This window comes from Sphaerotilus sulfidivorans (assembly GCF_013426975.1).
GTDB classification, from domain to species: domain Bacteria; phylum Pseudomonadota; class Gammaproteobacteria; order Burkholderiales; family Burkholderiaceae_C; genus Sphaerotilus; species Sphaerotilus sulfidivorans.
Map to the genome: position 1 here is coordinate 71,117 of NZ_JACCPY010000005.1, position 12,501 is coordinate 83,617.

The 12,501-nt window shown below is 69.4% G+C and carries 11 protein-coding genes; 6 read left to right on the top strand and 5 right to left on the bottom strand.

What is annotated here, in order from left to right; all coding sequences use genetic code 11:
- Positions 1 to 7 precede the first annotated feature (7 nt).
- Complete coding sequence (locus HZU84_RS04715) at positions 8 to 1,135, top strand: endonuclease/exonuclease/phosphatase family protein (protein ID WP_149504992.1); 1,128 nt, start codon at positions 8 to 10, stop codon at positions 1,133 to 1,135.
- Positions 1,132 to 2,100, top strand: a complete 969-nt coding sequence (locus HZU84_RS04720) for a pseudouridine synthase (RefSeq protein WP_244954364.1) — start codon at positions 1,132 to 1,134, stop codon at positions 2,098 to 2,100. The genes HZU84_RS04715 and HZU84_RS04720 overlap by 4 nt, the downstream gene beginning before the upstream one ends.
- On the opposite strand, the gene HZU84_RS04725 is transcribed toward HZU84_RS04720, so the two are convergent.
- The gene (locus HZU84_RS04725) at positions 2,081 to 3,310 is read right to left on the bottom strand and encodes an ROK family transcriptional regulator (RefSeq protein ID WP_149504991.1); all 1,230 of its coding nucleotides are present in this window, start codon (positions 3,308 to 3,310) and stop codon (positions 2,081 to 2,083) included. The genes HZU84_RS04720 and HZU84_RS04725 overlap by 20 nt on opposite strands.
- Before the next feature lie 129 nt (positions 3,311 to 3,439).
- Here HZU84_RS04725 and HZU84_RS04730 point away from each other — a divergent pair, with 129 nt between their 5' ends.
- Positions 3,440 to 4,138, top strand: coding sequence for a transaldolase family protein (locus HZU84_RS04730; protein ID WP_149504990.1), 699 nt, complete (start codon positions 3,440 to 3,442; stop codon positions 4,136 to 4,138).
- A 29-nt stretch (positions 4,139 to 4,167) separates the two neighbouring features.
- On the opposite strand, the gene HZU84_RS04735 is transcribed toward HZU84_RS04730, so the two are convergent.
- Positions 4,168 to 5,052 carry a DNA/RNA non-specific endonuclease gene (locus tag HZU84_RS04735; RefSeq protein WP_219340855.1) on the bottom strand — a complete coding sequence of 295 codons (885 nt, stop codon included), beginning with the start codon at positions 5,050 to 5,052 and terminating at the stop codon, positions 4,168 to 4,170.
- Positions 5,053 to 5,108: 56 nt separating this feature from the next.
- Positions 5,109 to 6,026 (bottom strand): DUF2520 domain-containing protein, encoded by a 918-nt coding sequence (locus HZU84_RS04740; RefSeq protein WP_180692795.1) that lies wholly within the window; start codon positions 6,024 to 6,026, stop codon positions 5,109 to 5,111.
- A gap of 79 nt (positions 6,027 to 6,105) precedes the next feature.
- Here HZU84_RS04740 and HZU84_RS04745 point away from each other — a divergent pair, with 79 nt between their 5' ends.
- Both HZU84_RS04745 and HZU84_RS04750 read left to right on the top strand, forming a co-directional pair.
- The gene (locus HZU84_RS04745) at positions 6,106 to 6,489 is read left to right on the top strand and encodes a nucleotide pyrophosphohydrolase (RefSeq protein WP_149504988.1); all 384 of its coding nucleotides are present in this window, start codon (positions 6,106 to 6,108) and stop codon (positions 6,487 to 6,489) included.
- Between the two features lies 1 nt (position 6,490).
- On the top strand, positions 6,491 to 7,351 hold the full coding sequence (locus tag HZU84_RS04750; protein ID WP_244954363.1) for a 2OG-Fe(II) oxygenase family protein: 861 nt from the start codon (positions 6,491 to 6,493) through the stop codon (positions 7,349 to 7,351).
- Here the strand turns inward: HZU84_RS04750 and HZU84_RS04755 are convergent.
- Together HZU84_RS04755 and HZU84_RS04760 are read right to left on the bottom strand one after the other, a co-directional pair.
- Positions 7,338 to 10,016, bottom strand: a complete 2,679-nt coding sequence (locus tag HZU84_RS04755) for a bifunctional acetate--CoA ligase family protein/GNAT family N-acetyltransferase (RefSeq protein WP_149504986.1) — start codon at positions 10,014 to 10,016, stop codon at positions 7,338 to 7,340. The two genes, HZU84_RS04750 and HZU84_RS04755, sit on opposite strands and share 14 nt — an antisense overlap.
- A gap of 267 nt (positions 10,017 to 10,283) precedes the next feature.
- Positions 10,284 to 11,426 (bottom strand): branched-chain amino acid ABC transporter substrate-binding protein, encoded by a 1,143-nt coding sequence (locus tag HZU84_RS04760; protein ID WP_149504985.1) that lies wholly within the window; start codon positions 11,424 to 11,426, stop codon positions 10,284 to 10,286.
- Positions 11,427 to 12,036: 610 nt separating this feature from the next.
- On the opposite strand from HZU84_RS04760, the gene HZU84_RS04765 reads away from it, so the two are divergent.
- Positions 12,037 to 12,456 carry an SET domain-containing protein gene (locus HZU84_RS04765; RefSeq protein ID WP_149504984.1) on the top strand — a complete coding sequence of 140 codons (420 nt, stop codon included), beginning with the start codon at positions 12,037 to 12,039 and terminating at the stop codon, positions 12,454 to 12,456.
- The last annotated feature ends 45 nt before the right edge of the window (positions 12,457 to 12,501 follow it).

Sequence of the window (12,501 nt, forward strand, 5' to 3'; positions counted from 1 at the left end):
CCCGCCCGTGACCCTCGCCTCCCCCGCCCTGCGCAGCCTGGCGCGCTTCAGCGTGATCGCCTCGACGCTGATGGCGCTGGCGCTCGCCTGGCTCTACCACTTCGCGCCGCGTCATCTGGCGCTGGTCGAGCTGACCCGCTATGCGCCCTTCCTGATCTATCTGGTGCCGGGGCTGACCGCCCTGGCGCTGTCCTGGCTGCTGGCGCCGCTGTGGCGCGTCATCGCCGCGCTGACACTGACGCTGATGCTGACCGCGGTGATGGATGTCTCCACCGGCCTGAGAAGCGATCCGCTGCCGTCCGATGCCGCGGCGGCCGGCGTGCGGCCGGTGCGGCTGATGACCTACAACATCAAGTCCTACCGGGCCGCCTTCCGCTGGGGCGGCTTCGTGCCGCTGAACAACGAGATCGCCTCGCAGCAGCCCGACATCCTGGTGATGCAGGACGCCCGCGAGGTCTCCCGCGCCGGCGACCTGCCCTTCGGCATGCGCGAGGTGCTGCCCCAGCACAAGCTCTACGCCTACGGCCAGTACGCGATCGCCAGCCGCTTTCCGCTGTCGGACTGCCGGCGCGGCGACATCTCCTTCCGCGGCGAGAAGCACGAGTACATCCGCTGCACCGTCGACATCGGCGGCACGCTGGTCGACGTGATCACCGCCCATCTGCTGACCCCGCGCGCCGGCCTGAACGCCGCCCGCTTCGAGCTGCACCAGGGCCTGGACGACTGGAATCACAATGTCGCCGACCGCATGACCCAGGTCGATGCGCTGGTGCGCGATCTGGTGCCGCTGCGCCGTCCGACCATCCTCGCCGGCGACCTGAACGCGCCCGAGCACTCGCCGGTGGTGCGCACGCTGATGGCGACCGGCCTGCGCAACGCCTTCTCCACCGCCGGCCGTGGCTGGGGCTACACGCACGGCCATTCGCTCAAGCCCTGGGTGAGCTTCCTGCGCATCGACCACATCCTGGTCAGCCCGGAGATCGGCGTGACCTCGGCGCATGTCGGCTGGCGGGGTGGCTCCGAGCACCGCCCGGTCATCGCCGATCTGCTGGTGCCGGTGCGCCAGGGCCTGCGCCAACCTGTGGACAAGTCTGTGGATAAGCCTGTGGACAAGTCTTCAGGCAAGTCGAAGTGAGCCGCCCTCGCCCCGACTGGACGCCGCCGATGCGCGACGGCGTCGGTGCCAGCCGCGTGGCGGTGCAGCCGGGCGCGGGGCGCACGGTGCTCGAGTTTCTCTGCGCCCGGCTGCCCGCGCTGGATGCCGCCGCCTGGCGCGCCCGCCTGGACGCCGGCGAGGTGCTGGCCGCCGATGGCCGGCCTGTGGACAAGTCCGAGCCCTGTGGACAACACCGGCTGCTCTGGTACTGGCGTCGCCTCGACGCGCCCGAGCCGCAGGTGCCCTTCGACGAAATCATCCTGCACCGCGACGAGCGGCTGCTGGTGGTCGACAAGCCGCATTTCCTGCCGATGACGCCCAAGGGCCGCCATCTGCACGAGACGCTGCTGGTGCGGCTGAAGAAGGCCACCGGGCTGGAAACGCTGGTGCCGCTGCACCGGCTCGACCGCGAGACCGCCGGCGTGGTGCTGTTCTCGCTCGATCCGGCCAGCCGCGGCGTCTACCAGGCGCTGTTCCGCGACCGCTCGATCGAGAAGGTCTACGAGGCGGTCGCGCCCTGGCGCGAGGCGCTGGGCACGACGCTGCCGCGCCTGCACGCCAGCCGCCTGGCCGAGCGCGAGGGCGAACGCTTCATGCAGATGCACGAGGTGCCGGGCGAGCCCGACGCCTTCACCCGCATCGCGCTGATGGAGCGCAACGCCGCCAGCGGCCTAGCGCGCTACCGGCTCGAGCCGCTGACCGGGCGCAAGCACCAGCTGCGCGCGCACCTGGCCGCGCTGGGCGTGCCGATCGTCGGCGACCGCATCTATCCAGTGCTGCAGCCCGAGCCGGCGCCGGACGCGCCGCCCGACTGGCGCGAGCCGCTGCGCCTGCTCGCGCGCGAGATCGCCTTCGTCGATCCGCTCGACGGCCGCACGCGGCGCTTCGCCAGCACGCGCCGGCTGTCGCTGCACGCCCCAGGCATCAACCCAGCGACGGCTTGAGGAAGATGTCCTTGTCGGGAAAGAACTGGGTGTGCAGCGGCAGCAGCGCGCCGCCCAGCGCCCGTGCATGCGCGCCGACCCGGCCGGTCAGCAGCGCCGGCGCGTGCAGGCCGTCGAAGCGGTAGACCGCCAGGCGCTGGCCGGTGCGCTCGATCAGCGCATCGATCAGCGGCCGCGCCAGCGAGCCGTCGACGATCACCGCGTCCAGATCGAGCATCGCCGAGCCGCTGGCGGTGGTCATCGCCAGCGCCAGGCTCGCCTGCTCCAGCCAGGGCTCGACCAGCGCGGCGAAGCGCGGCTCGACGATGTCGTCGCGCTGCACCTGCAGCGGATCCAGCCCGGCCTGCAGCAGCGCCTGCTCCAGCTGCCAGCCCGAGGCGACCTCGAGCAGCTGCGGCGGCGGCTCGCCGCCACGCGCCAGACCGACCGGCAGCGAGCCGATCGCGCCGGCATTGCCGCGCTGGCCGGTCACGATGTGGCCCGACAGCACCAGCCCGCCGCCGACGAAGGTGCCGACGAAGATGTAGAGAAAGCTGCGCACCGCGGTGCCGTGGCCCTGCAGCAGCTCGGCCACGCAGGCGGCGGTGGTGTCCTTGGCGAAGCTCACCGGCAGGTGCGTCATCGCCTCGACCTCGCGGCGCAGGTCCAGATGCTCCCAGCCGGCCAGCGCGCCGTGCGCCCGCGAGCCCAGCACGCCCGACCATTTCTCCATCGACAGCGGCGAACTCAGGCCCAGCCCGACCACCCGCGCCCACAGGTCGCCGAGCTGCTGCTGCAGCCGCGTCAGCCCCTCGGCGATGCAGGGCAGCACCCGCGCCGGATCGGGCAGGTCGTAATGGAATTCGTGGCGATGGCGCACCCGACCGACGAAGTCGCAGGCCAGCACCTCCAGGCTGCGCCGGCCGACCTGCACGCCCAGGCTGATCGCGCCGTCCGGGTTGAGCGCCAGCGGCACCGAGGGCTGGCCGATGCGCCCGCGCACCCGCTCCTGCTTGAGCAGCAGCCCGTCGTCGAGCAGCCGGCTGACGATGATCGAGACGGTCTGCGACGACAGCTGCGTCAGCCGCGCCAGATCGGCCTTGGCGATCGCGCCGTGCAGGCGGATCGCCTGCAGCACGGTGCGCTCGTTGAACTGGCGCATGCCGCTGTGGTTCGACCCACGAACGGCACGTTCGTCAGGCTCGAAGGTGGCGGCGGAAAGGGAGTGCATGGCGGCAGACAGGATCAGAGCGGCCCAGCATGCCCGAATCGGGGGCACAGCTCCATTAGTAAATCACCTAGTTTTACTTAGATCTTTCCCGAGGCGAAAACCCTGCACCGTACCGCGAGAATAGCGGACATGGCCGATCTGCTGCACCCCGCCCCCGCCCCGCGCCCCGACTTTCATCTCTGCCTCGACAGCGCCGATCTCGACGCGCTGCGCACCTGCCTGCCGCATCCGCTGGTGCATGGCGTGACGACCAACCCGACGCTGCTGCGCCGCGCCGGGCTGCGCCAGGCCGACCTGCCGAGGCTGGTCGAAACGCTGCTGGACTGGCGGGTCCGGCAGGTGCAGGTCCAGGTGAGCTGCGCGCAGACCGACGAGATGCTGCGCGAGGCCGACGGCCTGATCGCGCTGGCCGATCCCGGCCAGCTGGTGGTGAAGATCCCGGCCACCCGCGAGGGTCTGGCCGCCGGCGCCGAGCTGGCGCGCCGTGGCGTGCCGGTCACCTTCACCGCGGTGTGGGCGCCGGAGCAGGCGCTGTTCGCAGCGATGCTCGGCGCCGCCTATGCCGCGCCGTATCTCGGCCGGATGCAGGATGCCGGCCTCGACGGGCTGGCGCAGATCGCGCAGATGCAGGCCCGCCTGGAGGGCAGCGCCGCGCCGACCCGGCTGCTGGTGGCCAGCCTGCGCAGCCGCCAGGCCTGCCTGGACGTGATCGCGCTGGGCGCGCGGGCGATCACCATTCCGCCCGCCCTGTTCGCCGAGCTGATCGATCACGAGCCGACCCGCGCGGCCGAACGGGTCTTCCTGGCCGACGCACGGGCCGACGACTGAGAGACACCCGCGGAATCACCACCGCCGGTTCAGTCGACGCTGCAGCCCGAGGGCAGCGCCCAGGTGGTCTGCGGCTTCATCGCCTTCAGCGCCGCCGAGGCGCTGATGCGCACGCTGGCCGCGCCCAGGCGCTGCTCCAGCTCGGCGATGCTGACGATGTAGCGGTCGAGCGCGCCCAGGCCGGTGGTGTTGGGAATCAGCCAGGCGATCGCCTTGCCGGCGCCGGTGGCCGGATCGGTGGTGATCAGCGCCTTCCACAGGAATTCCGGCGTGCGGATGCCGTGGCTGCTCAGGTAGAAGTCGTTGGTGTCGCTGGCGGTGTCGCCGTGGACCACGCCGCCGTAGACCTGCACCGGCGCCAGATCGCGATAGCACTCGGCCACCGTCTCGGCCTCGAGCCAGATGCCGCGGTTGAAGCCCGAGACCTGCGGCACGATGTTGCTCATGTAGTTGGCGCGCCGGATCAGCGCGCTGTCGGAGTCCATGTGGTTGGACATCACCAGATGGCCGCGGTCATAGCCCGGATGCACGCTCTCGTAGCTGGCGGTGCTGGTCTGCTGCAGGCAGCCGGCCGGCAGCGTCGGGTCGAAAGTGAAGGAACTCGGCCGCGCGGTGCTGCCGGTGTCGGCCTGCAGGGTGTAGCGGTAGTGCAGCGCGGTGCGGTCGGTGCAGTCGTAGATCAGCCGGAAGCCGTTGTAGTCCTGGTCGATGATCCAGTGCCCGGACGGGCCGGCGCGCTCGACGCTGGCCTCGGCGCCGCTGTCGGTCGTGGTGTCCGTCTGCGTCGTGTCGTCGCCGCCGCCGCAGCCGGCCAGGGCCAGCGCGGCCATGCACGCCAGCGCGGCCGACCTCAGCCGCAGGCGAGAGACCGAGGTGGGCGCGTGGACCGAGGCGCGGTCGAAAGTGGTCAGCATGGAATCCCCTTGAATTGAATAAATTGAATGATCTGCCGATGGCCTGAGCGCGCCGATTACAGCACCCCCGATCCGGCTGCCGGCCCGTCGGCCTGCGGCATCACGCCGTCACCGAGAAGCAGGTCGCGGCACTGTTGCGCAGCTTGCGCATCCAGCCGCCCCGCCTGCGCAGCCAGCGCGACCTGCGGCAGCGCCAGCCGGCGGTAGAAGTCGAGCGGATCGTGCGACGACGGCGCCAGCGCCTGCAGCGCCGCCAGGTGGGTGCGCAGCACGCCGGTGTCGCCGCGCGCGATCGGCCCGGACACCGCGCCGGCCAGGCCGCGGCCCTCGACCGCATCGAGCGTGCCGCGCGCCAGCGGCAGCAGCGCCGCCAGCGCCTGGGCCTCGTCGACGCCGAAGGTTTTCCACAGGCTCGTCGCCTCGGCCAGCACCGGCAGCAGGAAGCTGGCGGCATAGCCGGCGGCGACGTGGTAGCGCGCCCGCATGCCCGGCGGCAGCACGATCGGGCGCAGGCCCAGCACCGCGGCCAGCGCCTGCAGCGCTTCGGCCAGCGCGCTGCCGGCCTCGGCCTCGATCGCCACCGTGCTGCCCGCCAGTCGATCGGCCGCACGCAGCGGATCCGAGAAGATCTGCAGCGGATGAAAGCCGCCGGTGGCCGCGCCCGCCCGCGCCGCACCCGCCAGCGCCGCGACCTCGGTGGCGCCGCTGCAGTGCACCACCGCCTGCCCGGGGCGCCAATGCAGCGCCTCGGTGCAGCTCGCGATGTGATCGTCGGGCACCGTCAGCAGCACCAGCCCGGCCTGGTCGACCGCCGCCTGTGGATAACTCGGCTGTGGACAACTTTCCGGCCAGCCCGGACCGAGTGCCTGGCGCCGACTGCCGATGGCCGCCACCGCCATGCCGCGGCGTGCCAGCGCGATCGCCAGCGCCTGCGCGACCCGGCCGGCGCCCACCAGCACGATCGGGGGCAGCACACGAGCGGCGTGGCCTGTGGATAAGTCCGTGGAAAGGGGGAGGCTTGCGTTCATGGCGCCATCATGCACACTGGCCCGCATGGATATCCACAGCCTGCAGACCCGCCTGCGCGCCTTCTCCGCCGAACGCGGCTGGGAGCCGTACCAGAACCCCAAGAACCTCGCGATGGCGATGGTGGTCGAGGCCGCCGAGCTGGTCGAGATCTTCCAGTGGCTCAGCCCCGAGCAGGCGGCCGACATCGCCGCCGATGCCGCGCGCCAGCAGCATGTCGGCGAGGAGATCGCCGATGTTCTTGTCTATCTGCTGCAGATCGCTGATCGTTGCGGCATCGACCTCGAGGCGGCGGTCGAACGCAAGATCGGGCTGAACGCGCTCAAGTATCCGGTGCCGAGTTCTCCACAGCCCGCCCCGACCGATTCCGGAGTTGCCGATGCCCCGTCCCCCGAGCCCCGTGCCGACTGAGTTGTCCACAGCCGCGCCGCAGGTGGCGGTGATCGACTGGCGCGCCGCCGATGCGCCGGCCCGATTTGTCCACAGCCTGCTGCACACCGGCTTCGCGGTGCTGACCCATCACCCGATCGACACCGCGCTGCTGCGCCGGATCGAGGCCGAGTGGGACCCCTGGCTGGCCTCGCCGGCTGTGGACAACTGTCGCTTCGACCCGCTGACCCAGGACGGCTATGTCGGCCCGGAGCGTTCCGAGACCGCCAAGGGCCAGACCGAGAAGGACCTGAAGGCCTTCTTCCACCACTATCCCGGTGGACGTTATCCCCAGGAGCTGTCCGACGCCGCGCTGCGCTACCGCGCGCAGGCCGAGGCGCTGGCGGCGCAGCTGCTCGACTGGGTGCAGACGCACGCGCCCGAGGCGGCGCGCAGGAGTTTTCCACAGCCGCTGCCGGAGATGATCGCCGGCAGCCGGCAGACCCTGCTGCGCATCCTGCGCTATCCGCCGCTGCGCGGCGACGAGCCGGCCGGTGCGATGCGCGCGGCCGCGCATGAGGACATCAATCTGCTCACCGTGCTGCCCGCCGCGCGCGAGCCGGGCCTGCAGGTGCTCGGCCGCGACGGCCTGTGGCGCGACGTGCCCGGCGATGCCGGCTGGCTGGTGATCAACACCGGCGACATGCTGCAGGAGGCCAGCGGCGGCGTGTTTCCGTCGACCACCCACCGCGTCGCCCGGCCGGTCGGCGAGGCGGCGCGGCGGGCACGCATGGCGATGCCGCTGTTCCTGCATCCGCGCCCGGAGGTGCGGCTGTCGGCACGCCACACTGCCGCCAGCTACCTCGACGAGCGGCTGCGCGAGCTCGGTCTCAGAGCGCCCTGACCACCAGCTTGAAGTCCGGATCCTCGGGGAAGGGCCGGACCTCGTAGCCCAGGCCACGCATCAGACGCAGCATGTTGGGGTTGTTCGCCAGCACCAGGCCCTCGATGTGGGCCAGGCCCTTGTCGCGGGCGAAGTCCTCGATCGACAGCATCAGCCGCGAGCCCAGGCCCTGACCCTTGTAGTCGTCCGACACCACCAGCGAGAACTCGCAGGTCGTCTGGTCCGGATTGGTGATGTAGCGCGACACGCCAATGATCTTCTCGGTCTCGACGAACTCGCCGTCCTCGCCCAGCACCCGGTCGGTGTGCACCGCCACCAGCGCCATCTCGCGGTCGTAGTCGATCAGCGTGTAGCGCGCCAGCATGCGCGCGGGCAGCTCGTGCATCGCGCTGGCAAAGCGGAAATAGCGGCTCTCCTCCGACAGCCCGCGGGTGAAGGCCTGCAGCATGTCGGCATCGTCCGGGCGGATCGGCCGGATGGTGTAGAGGTCGCCGCCCTTCATCGGCCACTCGCGCTCGTAGCGACTCGGGTAGGGCAGGATCGCCAGGTGCTGGTAGTCGCGCGCGGTCGGGCCAGCATGGTCGATGACGATGCGCGCATCCACCGCGACCGCGCCGCTCTCGTCGACGATGATCGGGTTGATGTCCATCTCGCGCAGCTGCGGCAGCTCGCAGACCATCTCGGACACCCGCAGCAGGATCTGCTCGACCGCCTCGAGATCGACCGCCGGCGCGCCGCGCCACTCGCCCAGCATCGTGGCGATGCGGGCCCGCTCGATCAGCCGGTGGGCGAGGAACTGGTTCAGCGGTGGAAGTTCCATCGCACGGTCGGCGATCAGCTCGATCATCGTGCCGCCGGCGCCGAAGGTGATGACCGGGCCGAAGGGATCGTCGGTGGTCAGGCCGATGAAGATCTCGCGCCCGCGCCGCTTGGCCGCCATCGGCTGGATGGTCACGCCGTTGATGCGCGCCTTGGGCTGCACCCGGCGCACCGCGGCGAGCATGTCGTTGAAGACGTCGCGCACCTGCGCGGCGGTCGAGATGTTCAGTGCCACACCCTGCACGTCGGACTTGTGGCTGATGTCGGGCGAGTCGATCTTCAGCGCCACCGGATAGCCGAGCTGGCTGGCGATCAGCATCGCCTCGCCGGCGGTGCGCGCCAGCATGGTGCGGGTGACCGGGATGTGATAGGCCGCCAGCAGGGCCTTCGACTCCATCTCGGTGAGCACCTTGCGCCGCTCGGCCAGCACGCTCTCGATCAGCAGCCGCGCGCCCTCGGTGTCGGGCGTGGCCAGCTGCGACAGCGGCGGCGGCGTCTGCTGCAGCAGCTGCTGGTTCTGGTAGAAGTTCGCGACGTTGGCGAAGGCGTCCACCGCCGCCTCCGGCGTGCGGAAGGTCGGGATCAGCGCGCTGTTGAGCTTGACGCGCGCATCGCGCACCCGCTCGTCGCCCATCCAGCAGGTCAGCACCGGCTTGGCCATGTGGTGGATGTGGTCGCAGACCACCTGCGCCACGCCGTCCGGATCGCTGTCGAGCTTGGGGCTGTAGATCACCAGCACGCCGTGCACCGAGCGGTCCTTCGCACAGGCCAGCAGCGCGGCCTTGAACTGCGCCGGCGTGGCTTCCTCGCCCAGGTCGATGACCGACTCCAGCGTGGCATGCGGCGCCAGCGCCGGCGCCAGCTCGGTGCGGCCGGTGTCGACCAGCCGGGCCACATCCAGGCCGACCTCGTTGGCCCGGTCGGCCGCCAGCACCGCCGGCCCGCCGCCATTGGTGACGATCGCCAGCCCCTTGCCGACCGGCTTGTAGCGCGAGGCCAGGCACTTGGCGGCCGAGAACAGCTGCGTGAACGAGCGCACCCGCACCACGCCGGCGCGGCGCAGCGCCGCCTCGAAGACATCGTCCGATCCCACGATCGAGGCCGAATGCGTCAGCGCGGCGGTCGAGCCCGCCGGCTGGCGACCAGCCTTCATCACGACGACCGGCTTGGCGAAGGCCGCCGCACGCAGCGCGCTCATGAAGCGCCGCGCGTCATGGATGCCCTCCATGTAGACCAGGATGCTCTGGGTGGCGGCATCGTTGGCCAGGAAGTCCAGCACCTGCGGCAGATCGACGGCGGTGTTGGCGCCCAGCGAAACGACGGTGGAGAAGCCCACCGCATTGCGCGCGGCCCAGTCCAGGATGGATGCGGTCAGCGCACCCGACTGGCACACCAGCCCGAGCGGCCCTGGCGCCGCGAGCCGGCCGGCAACACTGGCGTTGAGCTTGAGCAGCGGGCGCTGGAAGCCCAGCGAGTTCGGCCCGAGCAGGTGCATGCCATGCCGGCGCGCGATGTCATGCAGCTCGCCGCACAGCGGACCCGGCAGGCCGGTGGACAGCACCAGCGCCGCCCGGCAGCGGATGCGTCCTGCAATTTCCACTGCTGCGGCGATGCGCTCATGCGGCAGCGCGATGATGGCCAGATCGGCACGCGAGTGCGCCAGATCCGACAGCGTGCCGGTCATCTCGATGTCGAGAAAGTTCAGCGAGCCGCCGAAACCGCCCGCGCGCAGCTCCGCCAGCATCGTGCGCGTCAGCGCCGGCGCCTCTTCGAGGTGATCGGGATGGCCCGCAAAGACGACGATCGACTTCGGGGCGAACAGGGGGGTCAGGAAGTGGTGGTCCACAGGACAGCCTGCGTGGTGGGGGGCAACGCGCAGCATACGGCAGGCACTTGCCGGGAACGGTGCAGGGGGGCGGAGATTTGCGCTGGGACAAGGCCCCCGATGCAATTCGGCATTCGACCGCGGAGTTGTCCACAGGCCAGCCTGTGGACAACTTCGTGCCGCCAGCGCCATGAAAAAGGGGGCCGAAGCCCCCCCCCGTTGTCGTTGTCGTTGCTGTTGCCGTGACCGCTGCGGACCGAGATCCGCCCGACACCGACAGTGCGACGTTCAGCGCACCACCGCGATCTGCTCGCGGTTGCCGCCCTTGTAGGTGAACATCGTCAGCGCACCGTTCTTGATGTCGCCCTTCTCGTCGAAGGTGATCGTGCCGGTCACGCCCTTGTAGCCCGTCGTCTTGGCCAGCACCGGCAGGTACTTGACCGGATCGCTCGAGCCGGCCTTCTCCATCGCCGCCACCAGCACGTTCACCGAGTCGTACACATACGGCGCGTAGATCTGCACGTCGGCGTTGAACTTCGTCTTGAAGCGGGCCTTGAACTCGTCCATGCCCTTCTTCTGCTCGCCTTCGACACCGCCGGCCTCGGCGCACACCACCTGGCTGTCGTCCATCGCGCCGCCCGACAGCTTGGGCAGCTCGCCCGAGCAGATGCCGTCGCCGCCCATGAACTTCGCCTTGATGCCCAGCTGCTTCATCTGGCGGATCATCGGGCCCGCCACCGCGTCCATGCCGCCGAAGAACACGATGTCCGGCTTCTTCGCCTTCAGGTTGGTCAGGATCGCGGTGAAGTCCGTCGCCTTGTCGTTGGTGAACTCGCGCGCCACCGTCTTGCCGCCTGCGGCCTTCACGCCCTTCTCGAACTCGTCGGCCACGCCCTGGCCGTAGGCGGTGCGGTCATCGATCACCGCGATCGACTTGCCCTTGAGCTGCGTCACCGCGTACTTGCCCAGCGTGCCGCCCAGATGCACGTCGTCCGCCACCAGACGGAAGGTCGTCTTGAAGCCCTGGCGGGTGTACTTCGGGTTCGTCGCCGACGGCGACACCTGCGGAATGCCCGCGTCGCTGTAGATCTTCGACGCCGGGATCGAGGTGCCCGAGTTCAGGTGGCCCACCACGCCGGCGACCTTCGAGTCCACCAGCTTCTGGGCTGCGGCCGTGCCCTGCTTCGGATCGCCACCGTCGTCCTCGGCCAGCAGCTCGAACTTCACCTTCTTGCCGCCGATCGTCACGCCCTTGGCATTGAGCTCGTCCACGGCCATGCGCGCGCCGTTCTCGTTGTCCTTGCCCAGGTGCGCGATGCCGCCGCTCGTCGGGCCCACATGGCCGATCTTGACCACTTCCTGGGCCGAGGCAGTGCCTGCGGTAGCCAGCAGCGCCAGGCCAGCGAGAGCGACATTGAGCTTGTGATTCATCTGGAAGTCTCCGCGAAAGAAGTGAAGCGAGAAACGTGAGTTGGAGCCCGTGTGCTTTCAAGATGTGTGCCAGCCATCTGCCTGTGCCATGGGCTCGGCCGTGTCCAGTCCTCTTTCCTCAAGACCTGTCTTTGGCTGTTCCTGGATGTTCTGGCTCTTCCGGGGATGCCGCCACGCTCTTCCTTCCCGATCTTCTCCCCGAAAAAGTTATCCCTGTCTTCTTATGTATTTATAAGTAGTACATAGTAGTAGAGGGCGCTCTTTTCTGTGGAGAACTCATGTTTTCCTTTTGAAATCAACGACTTGAGTCATGGATAACTCTGTGGAGGACCCTGGGGATTGCGGTGGACAGAAAGAGAGCAACTTCGGAAGGCCCCGTGTTTTCCCGAGTTGTTCATGTGCTGTCCCCTGCTTGCTCACAGACTTGTCCCCAGGCTGGGGCATGAACCGCTGATGTGCGTGAGACATCTCACGAATCTGCCATTTCAGGAAAGTTGTCCACAGCTTTTTATCCACAGCGGTGGACAACTCGGCCTGCAGCTCGCCTGAGGGCCGGCGGGCCGGTCGGCTACCCGTACCATCGCGGCTTCAGTCGATCGGGGAACCGTCCATGGGCAAGCCTGCCAACCCTCAGAAGTACGCCGTCATCAATGCCCCGAGCCGGATCGATGGCACCGGCGCCTTTGCCGCCGAACCGATCCCACCGGGACGCAAGATCGGCGAGATCCGGGGTGAGGCCATCAGCGTCCAGGAAGCCCGCGAACGGGTGAAGAACGTCGATCGCATCATGATGGTGGAGATTTCCGACCGGAAGGCGATCGATGCCTCAAGATCGCTCGATCCGCTGCGCTTCACGAACCACTGCTGCCGCCCCAATGCGGTGCTTCGCATCCGTCAGGGGCGGGTCGAGATCCATTCGATGCGACAGATCGAAGAGGGCGACGAGATCACCTGCGACTATGGCGAGACGCACCACGAGGGCGGGATGACCTGCCACTGCGGCGTGCCCGGCTGTGTGGGCAAGCTGTGAACAACCGGTGAGGAAGCAGTGAAGAAGCGGTGAGGAAACGGTGAG